Genomic DNA, 15470 nt, shown 5'->3' on the forward strand with positions numbered 1-15470 from the left:
AACGAATAATCAATCAGTTCAAGGCTTTTCTATTTACCATGGCTGGGTCGTTGGTCCGACTGTGAATTCGTTTACGTTGATGTCTTCGGGTTGGTCAATGGCATAGGCGACGATGCTGGCGATTCGGTCTGGTGTGACGCCATATTGTTTGTAGAGGTTCGTCATTCCTTGTTCGGTTTCTTTATCCGTGATTGTTTCTAGTAATTCCGTATTGATAGCTGCTGGATAAATGGTCGCTGTGCGGATATTGGTGCCTTCTTGGGCTGACTCCATTCGTAAAACTTCCATTAAATCGCGGACTGCCCATTTAGTCGCGCCATAAACCGCACCGCCGGGATATGCTTTTAAACCTGCAACAGATGAAGTGGCAATGATATGACCTGATTTTTGGGCGATAAAAGAAGGCAAAACTGCCGCAATTCCATTCAGTACGCCTTTAATATTAATATCAACCATTTGCTCCCATTCGTCTTCTTTTAAAGCAGATAATGGCGAATTCGGCATGATTCCCGCATTTAAAAAGATTGCATCTACTTTTCCGTATGTTTCAATCGCTAATTCTACTAATTTCTTATTATCTTCGCGTTTTGTCACATCCGTTTTGGCAAAAATTGCTTCGCCTGAACTCGCTTTAATGGTTTGAACAATTTTTTCCAGCTTTTCCACGCGACGAGCAGCAAGAACTAATTTCGCCCCTTTTTCGGCTAAAAGTATGGCTGTTGCTTCACCAATTCCGGATGATGCTCCGGTTATAATAATTACTTTATTTTTGATTGTCATTTGCTATCTCTCCCTATTCCTCGATAATTTTACGGATTTGTTTGGCTGGGCTTCCGGCGACGATGACGTTTGCTGGGACGTCTTTTGTGACGGTAGCATCCGCAGCAACGATGGCATTTTCGCCGATTGTTACACCTGACAATATCGTTGCGTTTGCACCAATCCAGGCGTTTTTCTTCACACAAATCGGTGCTACCCGCAGTCCACGTCTCTTTTTAGGGCTGACTAAATGGTTGACGGTCACAAGTCTTGCTCCCGGACCAATTAAGACATTATCTTCAATCGTAATCCCACCCAAATCTACGAAAGTTACATTTAAATTGATAAAGATATTTTTACCAAAAGTAATATGTTTCCCAAAGTCGCTATAAAAAGGAAGTGAGACATCGACTGACGGATCGACTGGTTTTCCGGTGATGTCACTGAGATATTTGGTCACTTCTTTTTTTGAGTGGTACTTGGTGTTTAGTTCGATGATAAGTTGTTCATTGTTTTGCTTTACTTTGTGAATTTCGTCTAACAAATCCGACCCTTGGAGAATTTCTTGGTCGACTAGCCTTTTCTGTAAATCTTGTTCTATCATGCGCTTTCCCCCTCGAAAATCTTTTACTATTTAATTATAGCGAGAGAAGTTATAATTGAATAATACTTATAAAGCATATCCAACTATTCTTTTTAGTTATAGGAAAGGGTGATTTTAATGGAGCTCCGTGTGTTGAATTATTTTTTAACTGTTGCGCGTGAAAAAACGATTAGTAGAGCGGCGGAAGTACTTCATCTTTCTCAGCCAACGCTTTCTAAACAATTGAAGGAACTTGAGGAAGAGTTAGGCGTAACGCTGTTTATTCGCGGAAATCGTTCTATTACCTTAACAGAAGATGGGGTTTACTTGGCAAATCGCGCAAAGGAAATTTTATCTTTAGTCGAATTAACAACTTCGAACTTGCTACAAAATGAAACAATTAGTGGGAAAATAACGATTGGTGCTGGGGAAACGAGAGGTTTTGAGTTTATTGGTAGTGTCATTCATCAGCTAAGAGAAATACATCCTGAGATTACGTTTCAACTACATAGTGGTAATGCCGACGATGTTTTAGAAAAAATCGAGCATGGGCTGCTGGATTTTGGGTTGGTCATTAATCCTGTTGAAATGCAAGCATACGAATATTTGCAGCTTTCTTTAGAAGATAGATGGGGAATTTTAGTAAATACTGCCCATCCTTTAGCACAAAAAGAAGTTATAACTCCGGGTGATATTCAAGAAAATCCAATAATGGTTTCGAATCAATCTTTCGTGGATAATCAACTAGCAAGTTGGTTAGGGGAACATTTTGAACAATTGAATGTGATTGGTAGCTATAATTTGCTTTATAATGCCTCGCTTTTGGCTAAAGAAAATATTGCCAGTATTCTTTGTATCGATGGCATTATCAACACGGACAATACAAATTTGAAATTCATTCCTTTTTCGCCGCCCCTAACTGCTGGAATAAGCATTGTTTGGAAAAAGAATCCCACTTTTTCGAGCGCAGCGAAGGAATTTTTGCGGTTGATAGAAAAAGAAATTACAAAATAAGTAAAAAAACCAGCAATGAAACTAATATTAGTTTCATTGCTGATTTTTATGGATTTATTTTTATTCTTTAAAACATCTCTTTAAATTATGTGAGCATGCTATAATAATTAAGTCGTCTACCTTCAGACGAACAATAGGAACATTGTTCTTTTGAAGGGAGGTGCATTAAATGATTCTATTTTTTTCCAGTCTTATCGCTCCGATTTTTGTAGGAATTACTTTAGCTACCTACAAATATTGGTTAGAACATCGTAGTGATAAAAAACATAAGTAGACGGCAACCGTTCTAACCACAAGAAAACCCCCGAGGTCTTTAGCCGGACTCGGGGGTTTTTGTGCATTAAATGATTCATTTTCCAACTTTATTATAACACTTATTAGGAAAAACACAACTCATGGAGACCTAAAAGCTTTTAACAGCGCTCTTCCATAAATTGCAATTTCAACGTATCGACACAAACATCTAGAATCGATTCATATTCAATAAAACATTGCCCATCAGGTGAAAAGTCATCAGACAAAAGAACGTTCATTGATAGCAACTCATCATCAAGCACATCAATCTCGCCAATGATTAGTTCATCCCAAACTGTTGTTAACTCCACTATTTTCTTATTTTCTTTCGCCCACTGAAGAAAATTATATATGGTATCTCCTTTGCTACTTAATTCCGGCATTTGTATTTGTGGTGATTTTACGTTTTTATAGGGCTCCAAATATTTGGTATCTTTTTGAACTTTAAAAATGTTTTCATTTGCGATAATAGCAAAACCATCAAACTGACCACTTCTATGATAATTTTCTATTATAATGTACTTTTCAAAAATTGCTTTTATGTATCCCATATAAAATTCATTAGTTTCTTCCCTATCTTCATACACTTCATAGATACAATCCCGATTCAATTTCTCTAATTGTTGTCGATTCATTTCTCTATCTCCTTTTTTGAAAATGATTCTTCCAGTTAAAGCGTTTTCAATCCAAAGATACCATGTTTAATAACTCATTGCAATCCAACATAAATAAAAACTTGCTCAAAGTCGATACTTTGAGCAAGTTTTCTTTCTATATATCTAATCGCAACGTAACAGCCCCGTATGCTGGAATCGTGTTATTGTCATTTGCGACAACTTCTTCGATAGCATTCACATACTCAAATGACACATCCGGTAATACCAACTTTTGTGGTGTGTTAGTTGGGTTTTCCAGGCGGATGATGTATTTATCTGCTGTGTAGTAGGACGGGTGGCACGTTGAAACTAAGTATTCTTTCGGTAAATTCAACATACCTAATGTTTGTTTTGCGCCTAATTTTCGTTCTGTTTTTTGAATTTTGTTATCCAAGCGATGTAAAAAGTGATTGAACGGTTGGCGTTGATAAGATACGTTTGCTTGGTTGAACGCTTTTGTTCGTTCAGCGGTTTTATGTTCATCGAAAGCTCCGTCGCCAAGATAGATGGCTAGTGTGAATTCATGTTTACCAAGTAACTGCGCACCTTCTGTTTCGATGAGCACGTGACCTTTTTTCGTTGTGTCGCCTGATGCTCGGCCTGGACGGTAAGCTAAGTCAGGTTTTCCGAGTTGTCCGGTTGTTGCGAGTAATGTCAGCGCTAAATGTTGATCCAATTGCTGGTATTCTTTAACGCCCTGTGTGAAAATGGTACAACTTTCTGCTTCATTTGTTAGCGTCACGCTTTGTTCCAGTGGTTCGATGTCGATTGGCATTTCGCTATATGTTTCTTGCCAATTCGCTGGTACAACTGGTTTTCTCTCGATATATCCGAATGGAAGTGAGGCGATATTGTAGTCTGTTTTCACACCTGTGTTTACTTTTAAGCGTAGACGGTGATTTTTAATTTGGTTATCTACTTCAACTTTAACATCCAGCAGTTCGCTACCTTTTTTCACCTCTAAAATGAGTTTGATTTGCAGGTCGCCGTGCCCTTCTTTCGTCAAACGATCAAGCGGGAAATCGCTTTTTCCTGTTAAAATTAAACGTTCGACTTCACTCGATTTCTCTGTATTTGCTGTGGAAAAAGTGAACAGCTCTGCAACATCCCCAGCTAGTGGTGAATAATCATACGTATCACCTGCATTCACGTCATCCTCTAGCGTAATGAAAGAAGTCAGGCGTTCGCCGTTTGGTTTTTCAAGAACAATTTCGCCATTTTCAAAAGTGATTTTGTAGAAATCATTCGTGATTGCCACATCATTGGAAGCAATCATCGAATCCAGTTCGCGGTCATTCTCCTCAAAAGCAATCACGCGGTAACCAAGGCCTGGAAGCTCCACTTTGATGCGCACTTGAAGCACATAGTAGCCAGGTTCTTCAATAAACCGGTTTCCGGCTGGCGTTTCTTCTAGCACATTTTCGCGCGATGGAATGAACTCTTCTTGGACAATCGTTGCGTCCGGAAACGCTGGGAAATGGATGTTTTTATGCTCAGTTACTACTTGTATTTCTTTATATCCGTCAAAATCATGTAAATCCGTATTAAAAATGATAATTTCGTTCGCGGCAAGTGACAAATCATCAGCAATTTTTTTCACAATCGTGTTTTCAATACTATCGCATAGTTCGTCAGCTTCTTTCATCCGGTGCAAAATATCTTCGGCAACTGGATCAGAAACGCAGCCCGCCAAGCTATCGTGCGCTTGACCTTCTAAAAGTTTCTTCCACGTATGCATTAGTAACCGTTCACTAATAAAAATTCCGGATGCTTTAGCAATAACAAGAAGCGGCTCAATACGTGTTAGCAGTTTTTGCTCAAGTGACGCGCTTTTCAGCTTAATATTCATTCGGCTGGAGCCAATAGTTTTATGCACTCGCGCAAGAACCGGACTCCTAAATTCGCCGCGATATTCTTCTAAATCAGGCAGCTCTCTAACATATTGAATAAAATCTTGATAGGTGCTAAGTTGATAATCATGGCGCCCCATTTTGTTGATTTCCATCAATTTTTCGGCAAAATTGCTAATAATATTCAGCTGATCATTCCCAGATGGAATTAAAACTTCGGTTGTTTTACTGTACTTTTCAATGAAATCAATTGCCGGGTCAAGGCGTCCATCCACATATGCCGAGGTTGGCTCAAGGAGCATCCCTGTGCCGTAACCTTGTGGCATATTAATCGCATAAATCGAAGCTTCTTCGCCAAGTCCTTGCCATTTAAAATACGGAGATGCAACATGTTCACCAAGATGAATTCCGCGCCAGAAAATCACATTATCAAAGCCAGCATGTTCAAGTAAAGTTGGCATTTGGGCATTAAAACCAAATGTATCTGGCAAATAACCGATTTTCATATAGTCGCCGTATTTTTTACTATCAAAAATCCCAATCATCGCATTGCGCAAAATCGACTCGCCATGCGCAAAAAAGGCATCTGTTTGTGTAAACCACGGTCCAATGAAAAGTTGTTTATCCGCAATTAATTGTTTAATATCCGCTAATTTTTCTGGGTACAGTGCGACATAATCATCTAAAATCGACAACTGCCCATCAAGTACAAAGTTTGCTTCTGGGTGCTTTTTCAATTCGTCAATTACTTCTGTAAAAAGTTGTTCACTTAGAACCAGTGCATCGGCCGAGGTGAAATACCACTCTCGGTCCCAATGCGTATGGTTCACAATATGTGCTTTAACCATAGTTACCTCCGTTTTTTAAGCTTCCCATTCTGCTTCGTCAATTTCGTCATCGTAGCTTGAACCAGCCATTTCTTCACCAGCACTTGATTTACGTAAAGCGACTGACATACCCGCAACGATTAACGTTCCAACTGCAATCGCTAAAATATAAACTGGCCAATTTTCAACTGTGAACCAGCCATAAAAACCACTGATTGGCGCTTGGTTAATTGCGCCAAGACCTACAGCTAGCGCACCGCCGACAGCAGAACCAAGCACTGTAGCCGGAATAACTTTCAGTGGAGATTCTACCGCGAAAGGAATTGCCCCTTCACTAATCCCAACAAGTCCCATGATAAGAGAAGATTTTCCAGCTTCACGCATTTCTGCATTGTATTTACGTTTTGCAATTAATGTAGCTAAACCAAGTCCAAGTGGCGGGATGATGATTGCTACTTGTGCTGCTGTATTTGGTGCATAAATTCCACTTGTTAAAAGAGCCATCGCCGTTGTTACAGCTGCTTTGTTAACTGGTCCGCCTAAGTCAAAACCAACCATCGCACCAATAATAGCCGCCATTAGAATTTGATTCGATCCAGACATACCATTTAGCCAATTTTCAAGGGCTGTATTTAAGTCAGCAAAAGGAATACCAACCACATAATTAATAATAAGAACGGTAATAAGTGTGCCAAAAACTGGTACTAAAAATACTGGTACAATCGAAGCCGCCGCTTTTGGCAGTTTCACGTATTTTTTAATCAATAGACATGTGTAACCAGCGATTAAACCAGCTGCCAGTGCCCCAAGGAAACCAGCGCCAATATCACGTGCCAGTAAACCACCAACAAGACCAGGTGCCAGCGCTAATTTGTCCGAAATGGAATACCCGATAAATGCTGCAATAACCGGGAACATCATTCCTAGCGCCAAGCCACCAAAACCATCTAAACTATGCAGTAGTGAAATTAAACTATTCGCACTGTCTGCGTATTTCGCGTCCCAAATATCTGTAATTCCGAAAAACGAACCACCAACCCGCGCAATTGCCATAATTACGGCACCTGCAATAACGAGCGGAATCATATATGAAATACCTGTTAAAACGTGTTTTTTCAGTTCACTCCCAATTTTTCTGAACATGGTAGATCCTCCTTATTTTTCGTCAATTAACGCAAGTGCTGCGTTGATTACTTTTTCTGCATCTTTAATCGGTGCGCTTACTGGAACTTCCAGCACGACTTTACCGTCAAAACGTTCTTTGTTACGCACTTTTGTATCCACTGCGAAAATAACTACTTCGCCAATATTTACATCTTTTTCGGTTAATTCATTTTCAATTCCTGTTGCGCCTTGTGTTTCTACTTTGATAAGATTGCCCATTTTTTTCGCGCCTTTTTTAAGTGCTTGTGCTGCCATATATGTGTGCGCCACTCCTGTCGCACATGCGGTTACTGCGATAATTTTACGTTTCATATCTCTACTACGCCTCCATTTAAAATTCGAATAACTTCTTCTTCGTCTCTTGTATTTTTTAAATTTTCGACAATATCATCGTCCATTAGTTTCGTTGCAATTTCTGCAAGGATTTTTAAGTGACCGTCTGTTTTGTCAGAATCAGTAATCGCCAGTAAGAAAATCATGTTTACCGGTTCGTCATCCAGCGATTCCCACTCAATCATTTCTTTCGTTCTTGCAAAAACGATGGCCGATTTTGTGACACTTTCACTTTTTCCGTGTGGGATAGCAATGTTATTACCTATTCCAGTAGTTGAATGTGCTTCACGATCCAAAACTGCTCGGACATAAGTCGCTTTATCCGCTAAAATACCACGTTCATCTAGCAGTTCTGCCATTTCTTCAATTGCTGCTTCTTTGGTTGCCGCTTCTAAATCAAAAACGACTAATTCTTTAGTTAAAATATCTTTTACTTCCATTACATCCCATCCTTTAACAAATGCTCATAAATTTCTGCGGCACTTTTTAGTTGCGTCAGCTTTTCTAGCCATTTTTTATTATCAATATATTTATAAAACTGTTCGTACATTGCGTCTAAATTAATGCCATTTTTTTCTGTCAAAGCGATAAAAAAGATTTTATCCACATCGACTAAGCCCCATTTCACCGGCTGTTTAAGTGTTGCGATAGCAATGCATGATTCATTTATAAGTGCAGGTTCTGCGTGCGGAGTCGCCATTTCTTCAAAAGAAGTAAACGATAATGCTTCTCTTTTCAGCGCACTTTCCACGATACCAGGCTTAGCAATACTCTTTTCCACCAATTTGCCGCCAATTTCCGCAATCGCTTCTTCCATCGTTGCAACATCTAACTTCGCAAAAATGGTTTTCGGTCTAATTAAATCAACAAATGGTTGGCTGCGTTTCTTTTTCTTGCGTCGCGTTCGTTCGATTTGGCTTTCAACTTGTTGTAAATCCGCTTTACTCATCATCGGACTGACAACGATGCTCGGAATATCCTCTAGTTCGAGATAAATCGTGCTAATCACTAAATCTACATCGACTTCGGTTTCCATTAACGCCTGAACAGATAATATTTTTTCAATCGTAATCATTGGAAAATATTTTTTAATTCTAGCTGCGAGTAATCTAGATGAACCAAGACCTGTACTGCATACAAGCACCACGCGAATTTGGTCGGGGAAAGAGCGACTTCTTTCTTTGTATGCTTCAAAATGTAGCGCAATATACGCCGTCTCATCTTCGTTCACTTGCACATCGTACTTTTGTTCAAATTTTGCTTTAAAGTAAAGCGCTTCTTCAAACGCTTGGGGAAAGTTTTGCTTAATTTTGCTGAGATACGGATTTTTAAAATGCATACCAAGTTTTAAGCGGTTAATGGCGGATTTCATATGCGTCGTCAGGTCTTCCAGCAAGCCTTTATCGTAATTACCTTCTGCTAAACACGCACTAACAAATTCAGCGACATCGTCTTCTTGCGGTCGGGTATTGACGAGCAGTTCATCATGTTGCTGATTATAGGCAGCTGTTAAATGTAACTGAATATAGCCAACTTCGAATGCTGGAATTTTAATAGCCAGACGTTCTTCCAACATACCAACTAAGATTTCCGTATTGTTTCGCTGTGACTCAAACGCATCTTTCATCGGATCGCTCTCAACATTTTCCACGTACTCGCCTTCGCGAATTCGCTCTACCGCAATCGCAAGGTGAATAACAATCGACTGAAATGCATAATCTGTAAAGGCAAAATCATGAAGCTCACTGAATTCTTGAACAATCGCAATGATTTCTTTCAAGCCTTCTTCTGGAAAAATCCCAGTGACATCTGCTTGAATCGTGTCAAAAGCTTGGAGCACCTTTTCACCTTCTTGTTTTAAATACCAGTTGTTACCCCAAAAATTAGTAATAAATTTGGAGGTTAGGGCGCGTTTTTCGCGTTCGCTAATTAGAAGTTTCATGCCCTTACTCGGTTTCTTATACAAGGTGATACCTTCTTTTTCCAACATTTTCGTGACTTCCATCATGTTTTTCTCAATCGTGCTCCGGCTAATGTATAGTTCGTCTGCAAGTTGATGAATCGTGATATAGTCGTCAGCTTTAAGCAATTTACTAAAAATGTAGATAACCCGCTCTTCTTTAGTTGACGGAATTTGGCTGATCTGATTGTCGAGGAATCGGCTAACCTCGGCAAAAGCTTTATTATCGCCCTCAATATAAACGCCAATTTTTGGTTTACGGACAACAGTCATATCAAAATCCTTTAGAAAAATATCGATTTCCTTCAGTGAGTTTGATACTGTTTTTTCTGAAAGTCCGAGATGATTCGCGATAGTTCCAACACGTGTTTGACCTGTCTTCATTAGAAACTGAATGATATTTTTTTCGCGATTTGCAATCATTTTCGTTACCGCTTTCATTTTTAATTTTCCTTTCCCTACGCTTATTCTATTACAAAGACTCATCCCCAGAAAACTACGAAAATTACCGCATTGAATACCGTAATTTTGGGATATTGCTGTTCATTTTGGAGAATGGTAGATTTAAATAGCACCACTAACCTAGAAAGGAAGCTTATTTATGTCTATTTATCTTATTGCGTTACTCCCTGTTCTTGGGTGGGGATTTATGCCGATAATTGCGAACTTACGAAAAAGCACCCCCGAGGAACAACTACTGGGGACTTCGATTAGCGCGCTATTATTTGCTTTCATTTTGTTCTGGATTTTATCACCAGAAATAACAGTTCTTTCTTTTATAGTGAGTTTTGTTTCGGGTATCTTTTGGAGTTTTGGGCAATTACTGCAGTTTAAAGGAATTGCAGCTTCTAGTGTCGCGAAGGCAATGCCGATTTCAAATGGTACACAACTCGTTGGCGCAACGCTTTTTGCAGTTCTTGTTTTCCAGGAATGGCAAACGGTTACGGCTGTTATCATCGGAGTTGTTGCAGTAATTTTAATCTTGATTGGGGTGGTAATGACCGGGTTTCAAAAACGCGGGAATCATATCACGGAGTCGGTTTCATTTCATGTCTACGGTATCGTTATTCTATCTTCGTTCTTTTTAACGCTTTACGTAGTAACAAACCAGCTTTTTGATGTCACTGGCTTTTCTATCATTTTACCACAAGCAATCGGTATGCTGACATGCGCCATTGGTATTAACTTAGCGAAAAAGACTGCTATTTCCCGAAAAAATGTTACATTCAACTTAATGACCGGATTCTCGTGGTCAATCGCCAATCTAGGTATGTTCTTAGCGACTGCTGTACTCGGTGTCGCAACGAGCTTCTCGATATCACAAGCTTGCGTTATCGTCGCAACAATTGGCGGTATCCTCATTTTCAAACAGAAAAAAAGCCCGCTGGAATGGACTTTTATCCTTTCTGGCATACTGTTAATTATGGTGGGTGTTGTATTCCTTAGTTTATTGAAATAGAAAAAGCCAAAGACTGTAGAGCAATCATTTTATCTACAGTCTTTTTTTTATTGCGTATTTTCAACAGATAGTTAATACTTTATAAGATGACTATCGCTATTTTAGGGATATAAATAAAATTTTTCCAAACCTAAATGATACTTGCTTCGTCTAATATTGCAGAAGAAGGTGAAACTTAAATGACTGAACTTGAAGAAATAGGAATTAATATTAATAGCATAGAAAATACCGAACAAATAATCAGCCAGTTAATGGATAACTACAGCGATGATGTACTGCATCTAGTTTTTTCTTATGTAAAGAATCGAACGACAGCGGAAGATTTAACGCAAGAGATCTTTATTAAATGCTACGAAAAGCTAGGTCAGTTTAATAACAAGTCATCCATAAAAACGTGGCTATATCGAATTGCTATTAATCATTGCAAAGATTACTTGGGTAGTTGGCATTATCGCAAACTAAATTTCAGCGAAAAAATTTGGGACTATCTCCCGTCCAAGTCAAAACACGTTGAGGAAGAAATTATCGCAAAAGATGTAGCAAGCAGCTTAATGAGCGCGGTTATGGATTTACCCGTAAAATACAGGGAAGTTGTTTTCTTACATTACTACGAAGAACTCTCTTTAGCGAATATCAGCAAAATTACTGGTGTAAATAGCAATACATTGAAAACCAGGTTAAAACACGCCAGAGAATTATTAAAAACCAAGATGAAAAAGGAGGTATAATCATGGATGATCCATTCTATAATTTAAAGGATTCTATAAAAAAAGATTTTGAGGGTTTTTCTTTTTCCGAGGAGAGAAAAACTGCAGTAAAAGAAACAATCCGGAAGAAGCAATCTCACCTAGAACTTCACTACTGGAAAGAAGAAACGCTTAAAAACATTTTAGATTCACTGCACGATGAAGCAAAGCATGGCTATGAGATTTCCACCCAACTATTTCAAAAAAATGAACTTAGCTTCAAAAACAATGAAGGTCAGCTGTATACCCTTTTACATCTACTTGAAAATAAGAAAATCCTCTCATCAAAATGGATAGAAGATAAGAAATATTATTCCCTAACTGCGAAAGGGAAAAAATTTGTAGCTACTTTTGAACGAAGAGGCTCTAAGCAACATGGCTCACTGAAAAATTTAATAGAGGAGGCTTCTTTATGAGTTCTGCTAAATTTGAGGAATATTTAGGTAAAGTAATAGCTAAAGTAAAATCCAAGCAAGCTCACAGTATGATTAAAAAAGAGCTTAGTAATCACTTAGAAGAGCTAAGTCACTCCTTTCAAAAGAGAGGATTATCTATAGAGGATGCGAATAAGAAAGCCATTCAGGAAATGGGAGATCCCTCGACTGTTGGCAAAAACATGAATCAGCTTCATAAACCAAGAATGGATTGGCTCCTTATTGCGTTATTTATCCTACTTGCCGGTATTGGTTTTCTTCCACTGATGAGTGATGTAGTATCACCTAATTCTTTCTTTATAAAAAAACAAATCGTCTGGCTCGCCCTTGCGATTCTTGCTCTGATTGGATTTCTTTTCTTTGATTATAGGAAACTGAAAGATTTATGGATGTATTTTTACGCGGCTGCCTTAATCCTGTTTTTCACATCTTTTTTTGTTGGTACTACGCTTACTGGAGGAGGAATATGGCTTTCTTTCGGGGGTATTATGATTAATGGTCCAGCTATATGCTTATATTTATTCTTAATAGCGTGGGCTGGTATTTTCACCAAAGTTACTGACTTTAAAGGTTGGAAAAAACTAGTAGGTCTACTAATCCTATTTTGGCTCCCAGTTATTTTCTACATTATGCTCAGCCAATTTGTATTTAGTATTATATACTTTTTGTGTGTATTAGTGATGTATATTTTTTATTATCGTCGTAACCAATTTGCCATTAAAGTAGTGCTTGGTAATTTGCTTGTAGGTGTTATTTTCATTAGTACGATGATTCTTAAATTCTCTAGTAGTTATCTCTCTGATAATCTCATATCTGTGAAAGCTATCCTTTCGCAGGCTGGTTGGTTCGGCAAGGGACTTCATAACAATCTGACAATCCCTGAAGCACACACAGATTTTGTCTTTCCATTCCTTGTCTACTCTTTTGGCTGGGTATTCGGAATTTTCCTTTGTCTATTACTGCTTGTATTTATATTGCGAATTTCATTAAACGCTTTTAAAACAAAGGATTTATTCGGCAGATTATTAACAATCGGAGGAGCTGTATTATTTACCGTTCCAGCTTTTTGGAATATTCTTATGGGGCTTGGAATAGTTCCAATCATGGTAGTCCCCCTGCCGTTTATCAGTTACGGGGGAAGCATGTTACTAGTTTACGCTGCACTACTCGGCCTTATTCTGAACGTTTATCGCAGAAAAGATATTGTAGAATCTACACTGGTAAATTGATTTGGTATATAACCGTTAAGCAACATCGGCACATTTACCACTCCCCCAAAAAGCCAAAGACCACCTCATGGTCTTTGGCTTTTTTCCATATAATCTTCTATAACTTGTAACACGCCCGCTTCCTTATTAGAAGGAGCCACATGATTTGCAGTTGCAAGAACTTCCGGGCTACTTTCTTGCATCGCGTAACTATGCGACGTTAATTGCAACATTTCGATATCATTATTCGCATCGCCAAAAGCGAGTAAATCATCTGACGCCACTTGCCATTCATTCAATAGTTGCTGAATCGCGCTCCCTTTCGTCACACCCGGAATAATAATATCAATACTCCCATGCCCGCTCGACACAGCGCGAATTTCCCCAGCAAACGTTTGGTTCAAATCTTCCACAATTTGCCCAGTCTTAGCCACTTCCACATCAAGCGCGAACTTAATAAACGTATCATCCGGAAGCACATCGAACGAATCCACCTCTTGCAACTCAAAATAATACTTTTTCGCAAATACTTTAAAATCCGGATCGGCCGCTTTTAACAAATACGCACTTTTCACCCCACAAAGTATCACTTGCAAATCCTGATATTCTTGAATCAACGTCCGCAAAATCTTTTGAACCAATCTTTCATCAAAACGATTCACACTAAGTAATTCCCCTTGATGAAAAATAACCGCCCCATTTTCAGCCACATAAAAAAGCTCCTCATCCTTTCCAGGAAAAAATGATTTTATCTGATAATATTGATTACCGCTCGCAACAATAAATTTAATCTCACGCTTCACTAATTCTGCATAAATCTTCTCAAATCTAGCGCGATCATATTCACCATTTCCATCTAAAAAAGTCCCGTCCATATCTACAGAAATCGCTCTACTCATCCGTTTTAGCTCCTTTTAAAGTTGATTTTATTCCATTATAACAGAATTGCTTTTTTGCTTATAAAATATGTTATAATCGGAAATTCCGAAGTATCCGTTTCATATTTGTTTTCGCACTTGGTATAATAAGTTTTTTCGCTCCACAAAAAAGTCAGCGAAAAATTTCGTTGACTTCGCTTTACTATTTTGTTATTCTGGCACTAACAACAAGAAAGGAGCATAATTATGAGAAGCCTTGATGCAGTAGAAATACTCAGACGTGGCGAAACCATTGAGCGTTATAAAGAAGGCGGAAATTCGATGTTGCCTTTGATTAAATCGATGCAACCTGTTCGTTTAGAACCGATTGGCACGAGAGAACTCAAAGTAAATGACATTGTATTTTGCAAAGTTCGCGGCAGCTTTTTTACACATAAAATCAGTAAAATCCGCGGCAAACAATATCAAATTTCTAATAATCACAAACACGTGAATGGTTGGATTACACGTAATAGTATTTATGGCATTGTCACCAAAATTTGGTAAATGCTAGGCAACATGCAACGAAAAAGTTGGATGTTTTTTATTTTGCCTACAATCATACTTTTTTTCGGATAATTTCCAGCGCAATCATATATGCAAAACAGAAGATAAGAAAAATGATTGTCAAACTCGAAATGGAGATTTGTTCAATCCCATATAAATTAAGAACAATCAACACAATTGGTATCGTCAAAGCTAAAACGATAAGCGCATAATAAGAAAACGTTTTGCGATTGTTGACATATCTTTCATCTTTTTCTAGTTTATCTTTCTCATATTCTCGCTTTGATTTATTTTCAAATAAGAACATAGAAGTTAGTGTCCCAATTAAAGCCGCAATAATCATAACAATTGGCGTAACGATATCTCCAAATATTTCTTCCCCTTTAATAATTCCTAGGAGGGGAAACATATATATAATTGTTGCAACTACCGTAATACCTCGATTAATAATGTATCGTTTCATACTAATCCTCCTCTAGTTGAAAAATCTCTTCAATTGTTAAATGAAAATACCTCGCCATCTTCAAACTCAGCTCTAAACTAGGATTATACTTCCCTTTTTCAATGGCATGGATTGTTTGTCGCGAAACTTCTAATGCAAGAGCTAACTCATTTTGGCCAATAGCTCTTTCTTCTCGCAACTGCCTCACTTTATTACTAACTTTCAAATAACCACCACCATGTAAAGATATGTTTACACTTAGTATAAAATAAAAATCCTCTTACGTAAAGAAAACTTAACATGAAATATAAAAAAAT

At 38.2% G+C, this 15470-nt stretch carries 18 protein-coding genes; 7 read left to right on the forward strand and 11 right to left on the reverse strand.

Annotated elements, in window-relative coordinates; translation table 11 throughout:
- Positions 1-33: 33 nt before the first annotated feature.
- Together AC4PG0_RS06205 and AC4PG0_RS06210 are read right to left on the reverse strand one after the other, a co-directional pair.
- Positions 34-780 carry an SDR family oxidoreductase gene (locus tag AC4PG0_RS06205; protein ID WP_492167833.1) on the reverse strand — a complete coding sequence of 249 codons (747 nt, stop codon included), beginning with the start codon at positions 778-780 and terminating at the stop codon, positions 34-36.
- 13 nt (positions 781-793) lie between these two features.
- Positions 794-1363, reverse strand: coding sequence for a DapH/DapD/GlmU-related protein (locus AC4PG0_RS06210; protein ID WP_003770421.1), 570 nt, complete (start codon positions 1361-1363; stop codon positions 794-796).
- A 117-nt stretch (positions 1364-1480) separates the two neighbouring features.
- Between AC4PG0_RS06210 and AC4PG0_RS06215 the strand changes: the two genes are divergently transcribed.
- Both AC4PG0_RS06215 and AC4PG0_RS06220 read left to right on the forward strand, forming a co-directional pair.
- Positions 1481-2356, forward strand: a complete 876-nt coding sequence (locus AC4PG0_RS06215; protein WP_492167832.1) for a LysR family transcriptional regulator — start codon at positions 1481-1483, stop codon at positions 2354-2356.
- Positions 2357-2525: 169 nt separating this feature from the next.
- Positions 2526-2630, forward strand: coding sequence for a type I toxin-antitoxin system Fst family toxin (locus AC4PG0_RS06220; protein ID WP_109909189.1), 105 nt, complete (start codon positions 2526-2528; stop codon positions 2628-2630).
- A gap of 139 nt (positions 2631-2769) precedes the next feature.
- Here the strand turns inward: AC4PG0_RS06220 and AC4PG0_RS06225 are convergent, their stop codons facing one another.
- The 6 genes from AC4PG0_RS06225 to AC4PG0_RS06250 all read right to left on the reverse strand — a co-directional run bounded on the left by AC4PG0_RS06225 (position 2770) and on the right by AC4PG0_RS06250 (position 9881).
- Positions 2770-3285, reverse strand: a complete 516-nt coding sequence (locus AC4PG0_RS06225) for a hypothetical protein (RefSeq protein ID WP_077916473.1) — start codon at positions 3283-3285, stop codon at positions 2770-2772.
- A gap of 136 nt (positions 3286-3421) precedes the next feature.
- Positions 3422-6004, reverse strand: a complete 2583-nt coding sequence (locus AC4PG0_RS06230) for an alpha-mannosidase (RefSeq protein ID WP_492167831.1) — start codon at positions 6002-6004, stop codon at positions 3422-3424.
- A gap of 15 nt (positions 6005-6019) precedes the next feature.
- On the reverse strand, positions 6020-7126 hold the full coding sequence (locus AC4PG0_RS06235) for a PTS fructose transporter subunit IIC (protein ID WP_070752622.1): 1107 nt from the start codon (positions 7124-7126) through the stop codon (positions 6020-6022).
- A 12-nt stretch (positions 7127-7138) separates the two neighbouring features.
- Positions 7139-7459, reverse strand: coding sequence for a PTS fructose transporter subunit IIB (locus AC4PG0_RS06240; RefSeq protein ID WP_003722977.1), 321 nt, complete (start codon positions 7457-7459; stop codon positions 7139-7141).
- A complete protein-coding gene (locus AC4PG0_RS06245) occupies positions 7456-7920 on the reverse strand; it encodes a PTS sugar transporter subunit IIA (RefSeq protein ID WP_012581954.1) in 465 nt (154 codons plus the stop codon). Before AC4PG0_RS06245 ends, AC4PG0_RS06240 begins: the two co-directional genes overlap by 4 nt.
- Positions 7920-9881, reverse strand: coding sequence for a BglG family transcription antiterminator (locus tag AC4PG0_RS06250; RefSeq protein ID WP_492167830.1), 1962 nt, complete (start codon positions 9879-9881; stop codon positions 7920-7922). The genes AC4PG0_RS06245 and AC4PG0_RS06250 overlap by 1 nt, the downstream gene beginning before the upstream one ends.
- A 160-nt stretch (positions 9882-10041) precedes the next feature.
- Between AC4PG0_RS06250 and AC4PG0_RS06255 the strand changes: the two genes are divergently transcribed.
- From AC4PG0_RS06255 to AC4PG0_RS06270, 4 genes are all read left to right on the forward strand, one after another.
- Positions 10042-10899, forward strand: coding sequence for a GRP family sugar transporter (locus tag AC4PG0_RS06255; protein WP_207578582.1), 858 nt, complete (start codon positions 10042-10044; stop codon positions 10897-10899).
- A gap of 179 nt (positions 10900-11078) precedes the next feature.
- Positions 11079-11627, forward strand: a complete 549-nt coding sequence (locus tag AC4PG0_RS06260; protein WP_185325005.1) for a sigma-70 family RNA polymerase sigma factor — start codon at positions 11079-11081, stop codon at positions 11625-11627.
- A gap of 2 nt (positions 11628-11629) precedes the next feature.
- Positions 11630-12061 (forward strand): PadR family transcriptional regulator, encoded by a 432-nt coding sequence (locus AC4PG0_RS06265; RefSeq protein ID WP_033533432.1) that lies wholly within the window; start codon positions 11630-11632, stop codon positions 12059-12061.
- Positions 12058-13308 (forward strand): FtsW/RodA/SpoVE family cell cycle protein, encoded by a 1251-nt coding sequence (locus AC4PG0_RS06270; protein ID WP_492167829.1) that lies wholly within the window; start codon positions 12058-12060, stop codon positions 13306-13308. The genes AC4PG0_RS06265 and AC4PG0_RS06270 overlap by 4 nt, the downstream gene beginning before the upstream one ends.
- Positions 13309-13373: 65 nt before the next feature.
- Here the strand turns inward: AC4PG0_RS06270 and AC4PG0_RS06275 are convergent, their stop codons facing one another.
- The gene (locus AC4PG0_RS06275) at positions 13374-14186 is read right to left on the reverse strand and encodes a Cof-type HAD-IIB family hydrolase (RefSeq protein ID WP_492167828.1); all 813 of its coding nucleotides are present in this window, start codon (positions 14184-14186) and stop codon (positions 13374-13376) included.
- A 225-nt stretch (positions 14187-14411) separates the two neighbouring features.
- On the opposite strand from AC4PG0_RS06275, the gene AC4PG0_RS06280 reads away from it, so the two are divergent.
- Positions 14412-14711, forward strand: a complete 300-nt coding sequence (locus tag AC4PG0_RS06280) for a hypothetical protein (RefSeq protein ID WP_003729029.1) — start codon at positions 14412-14414, stop codon at positions 14709-14711.
- A 52-nt stretch (positions 14712-14763) separates the two neighbouring features.
- Here the strand turns inward: AC4PG0_RS06280 and AC4PG0_RS06285 are convergent, their stop codons facing one another.
- Positions 14764-15174, reverse strand: a complete 411-nt coding sequence (locus AC4PG0_RS06285; RefSeq protein ID WP_185322323.1) for a 2'-O-methyl transferase — start codon at positions 15172-15174, stop codon at positions 14764-14766.
- Position 15175: 1 nt separating this feature from the next.
- On the reverse strand, positions 15176-15379 hold the full coding sequence (locus AC4PG0_RS06290; RefSeq protein WP_003760414.1) for a helix-turn-helix transcriptional regulator: 204 nt from the start codon (positions 15377-15379) through the stop codon (positions 15176-15178).
- Between the last annotated feature and the right edge of the window lie 91 nt (positions 15380-15470).

Source organism: Listeria sp. MAN/IMW/UF464 (assembly GCF_058683955.1).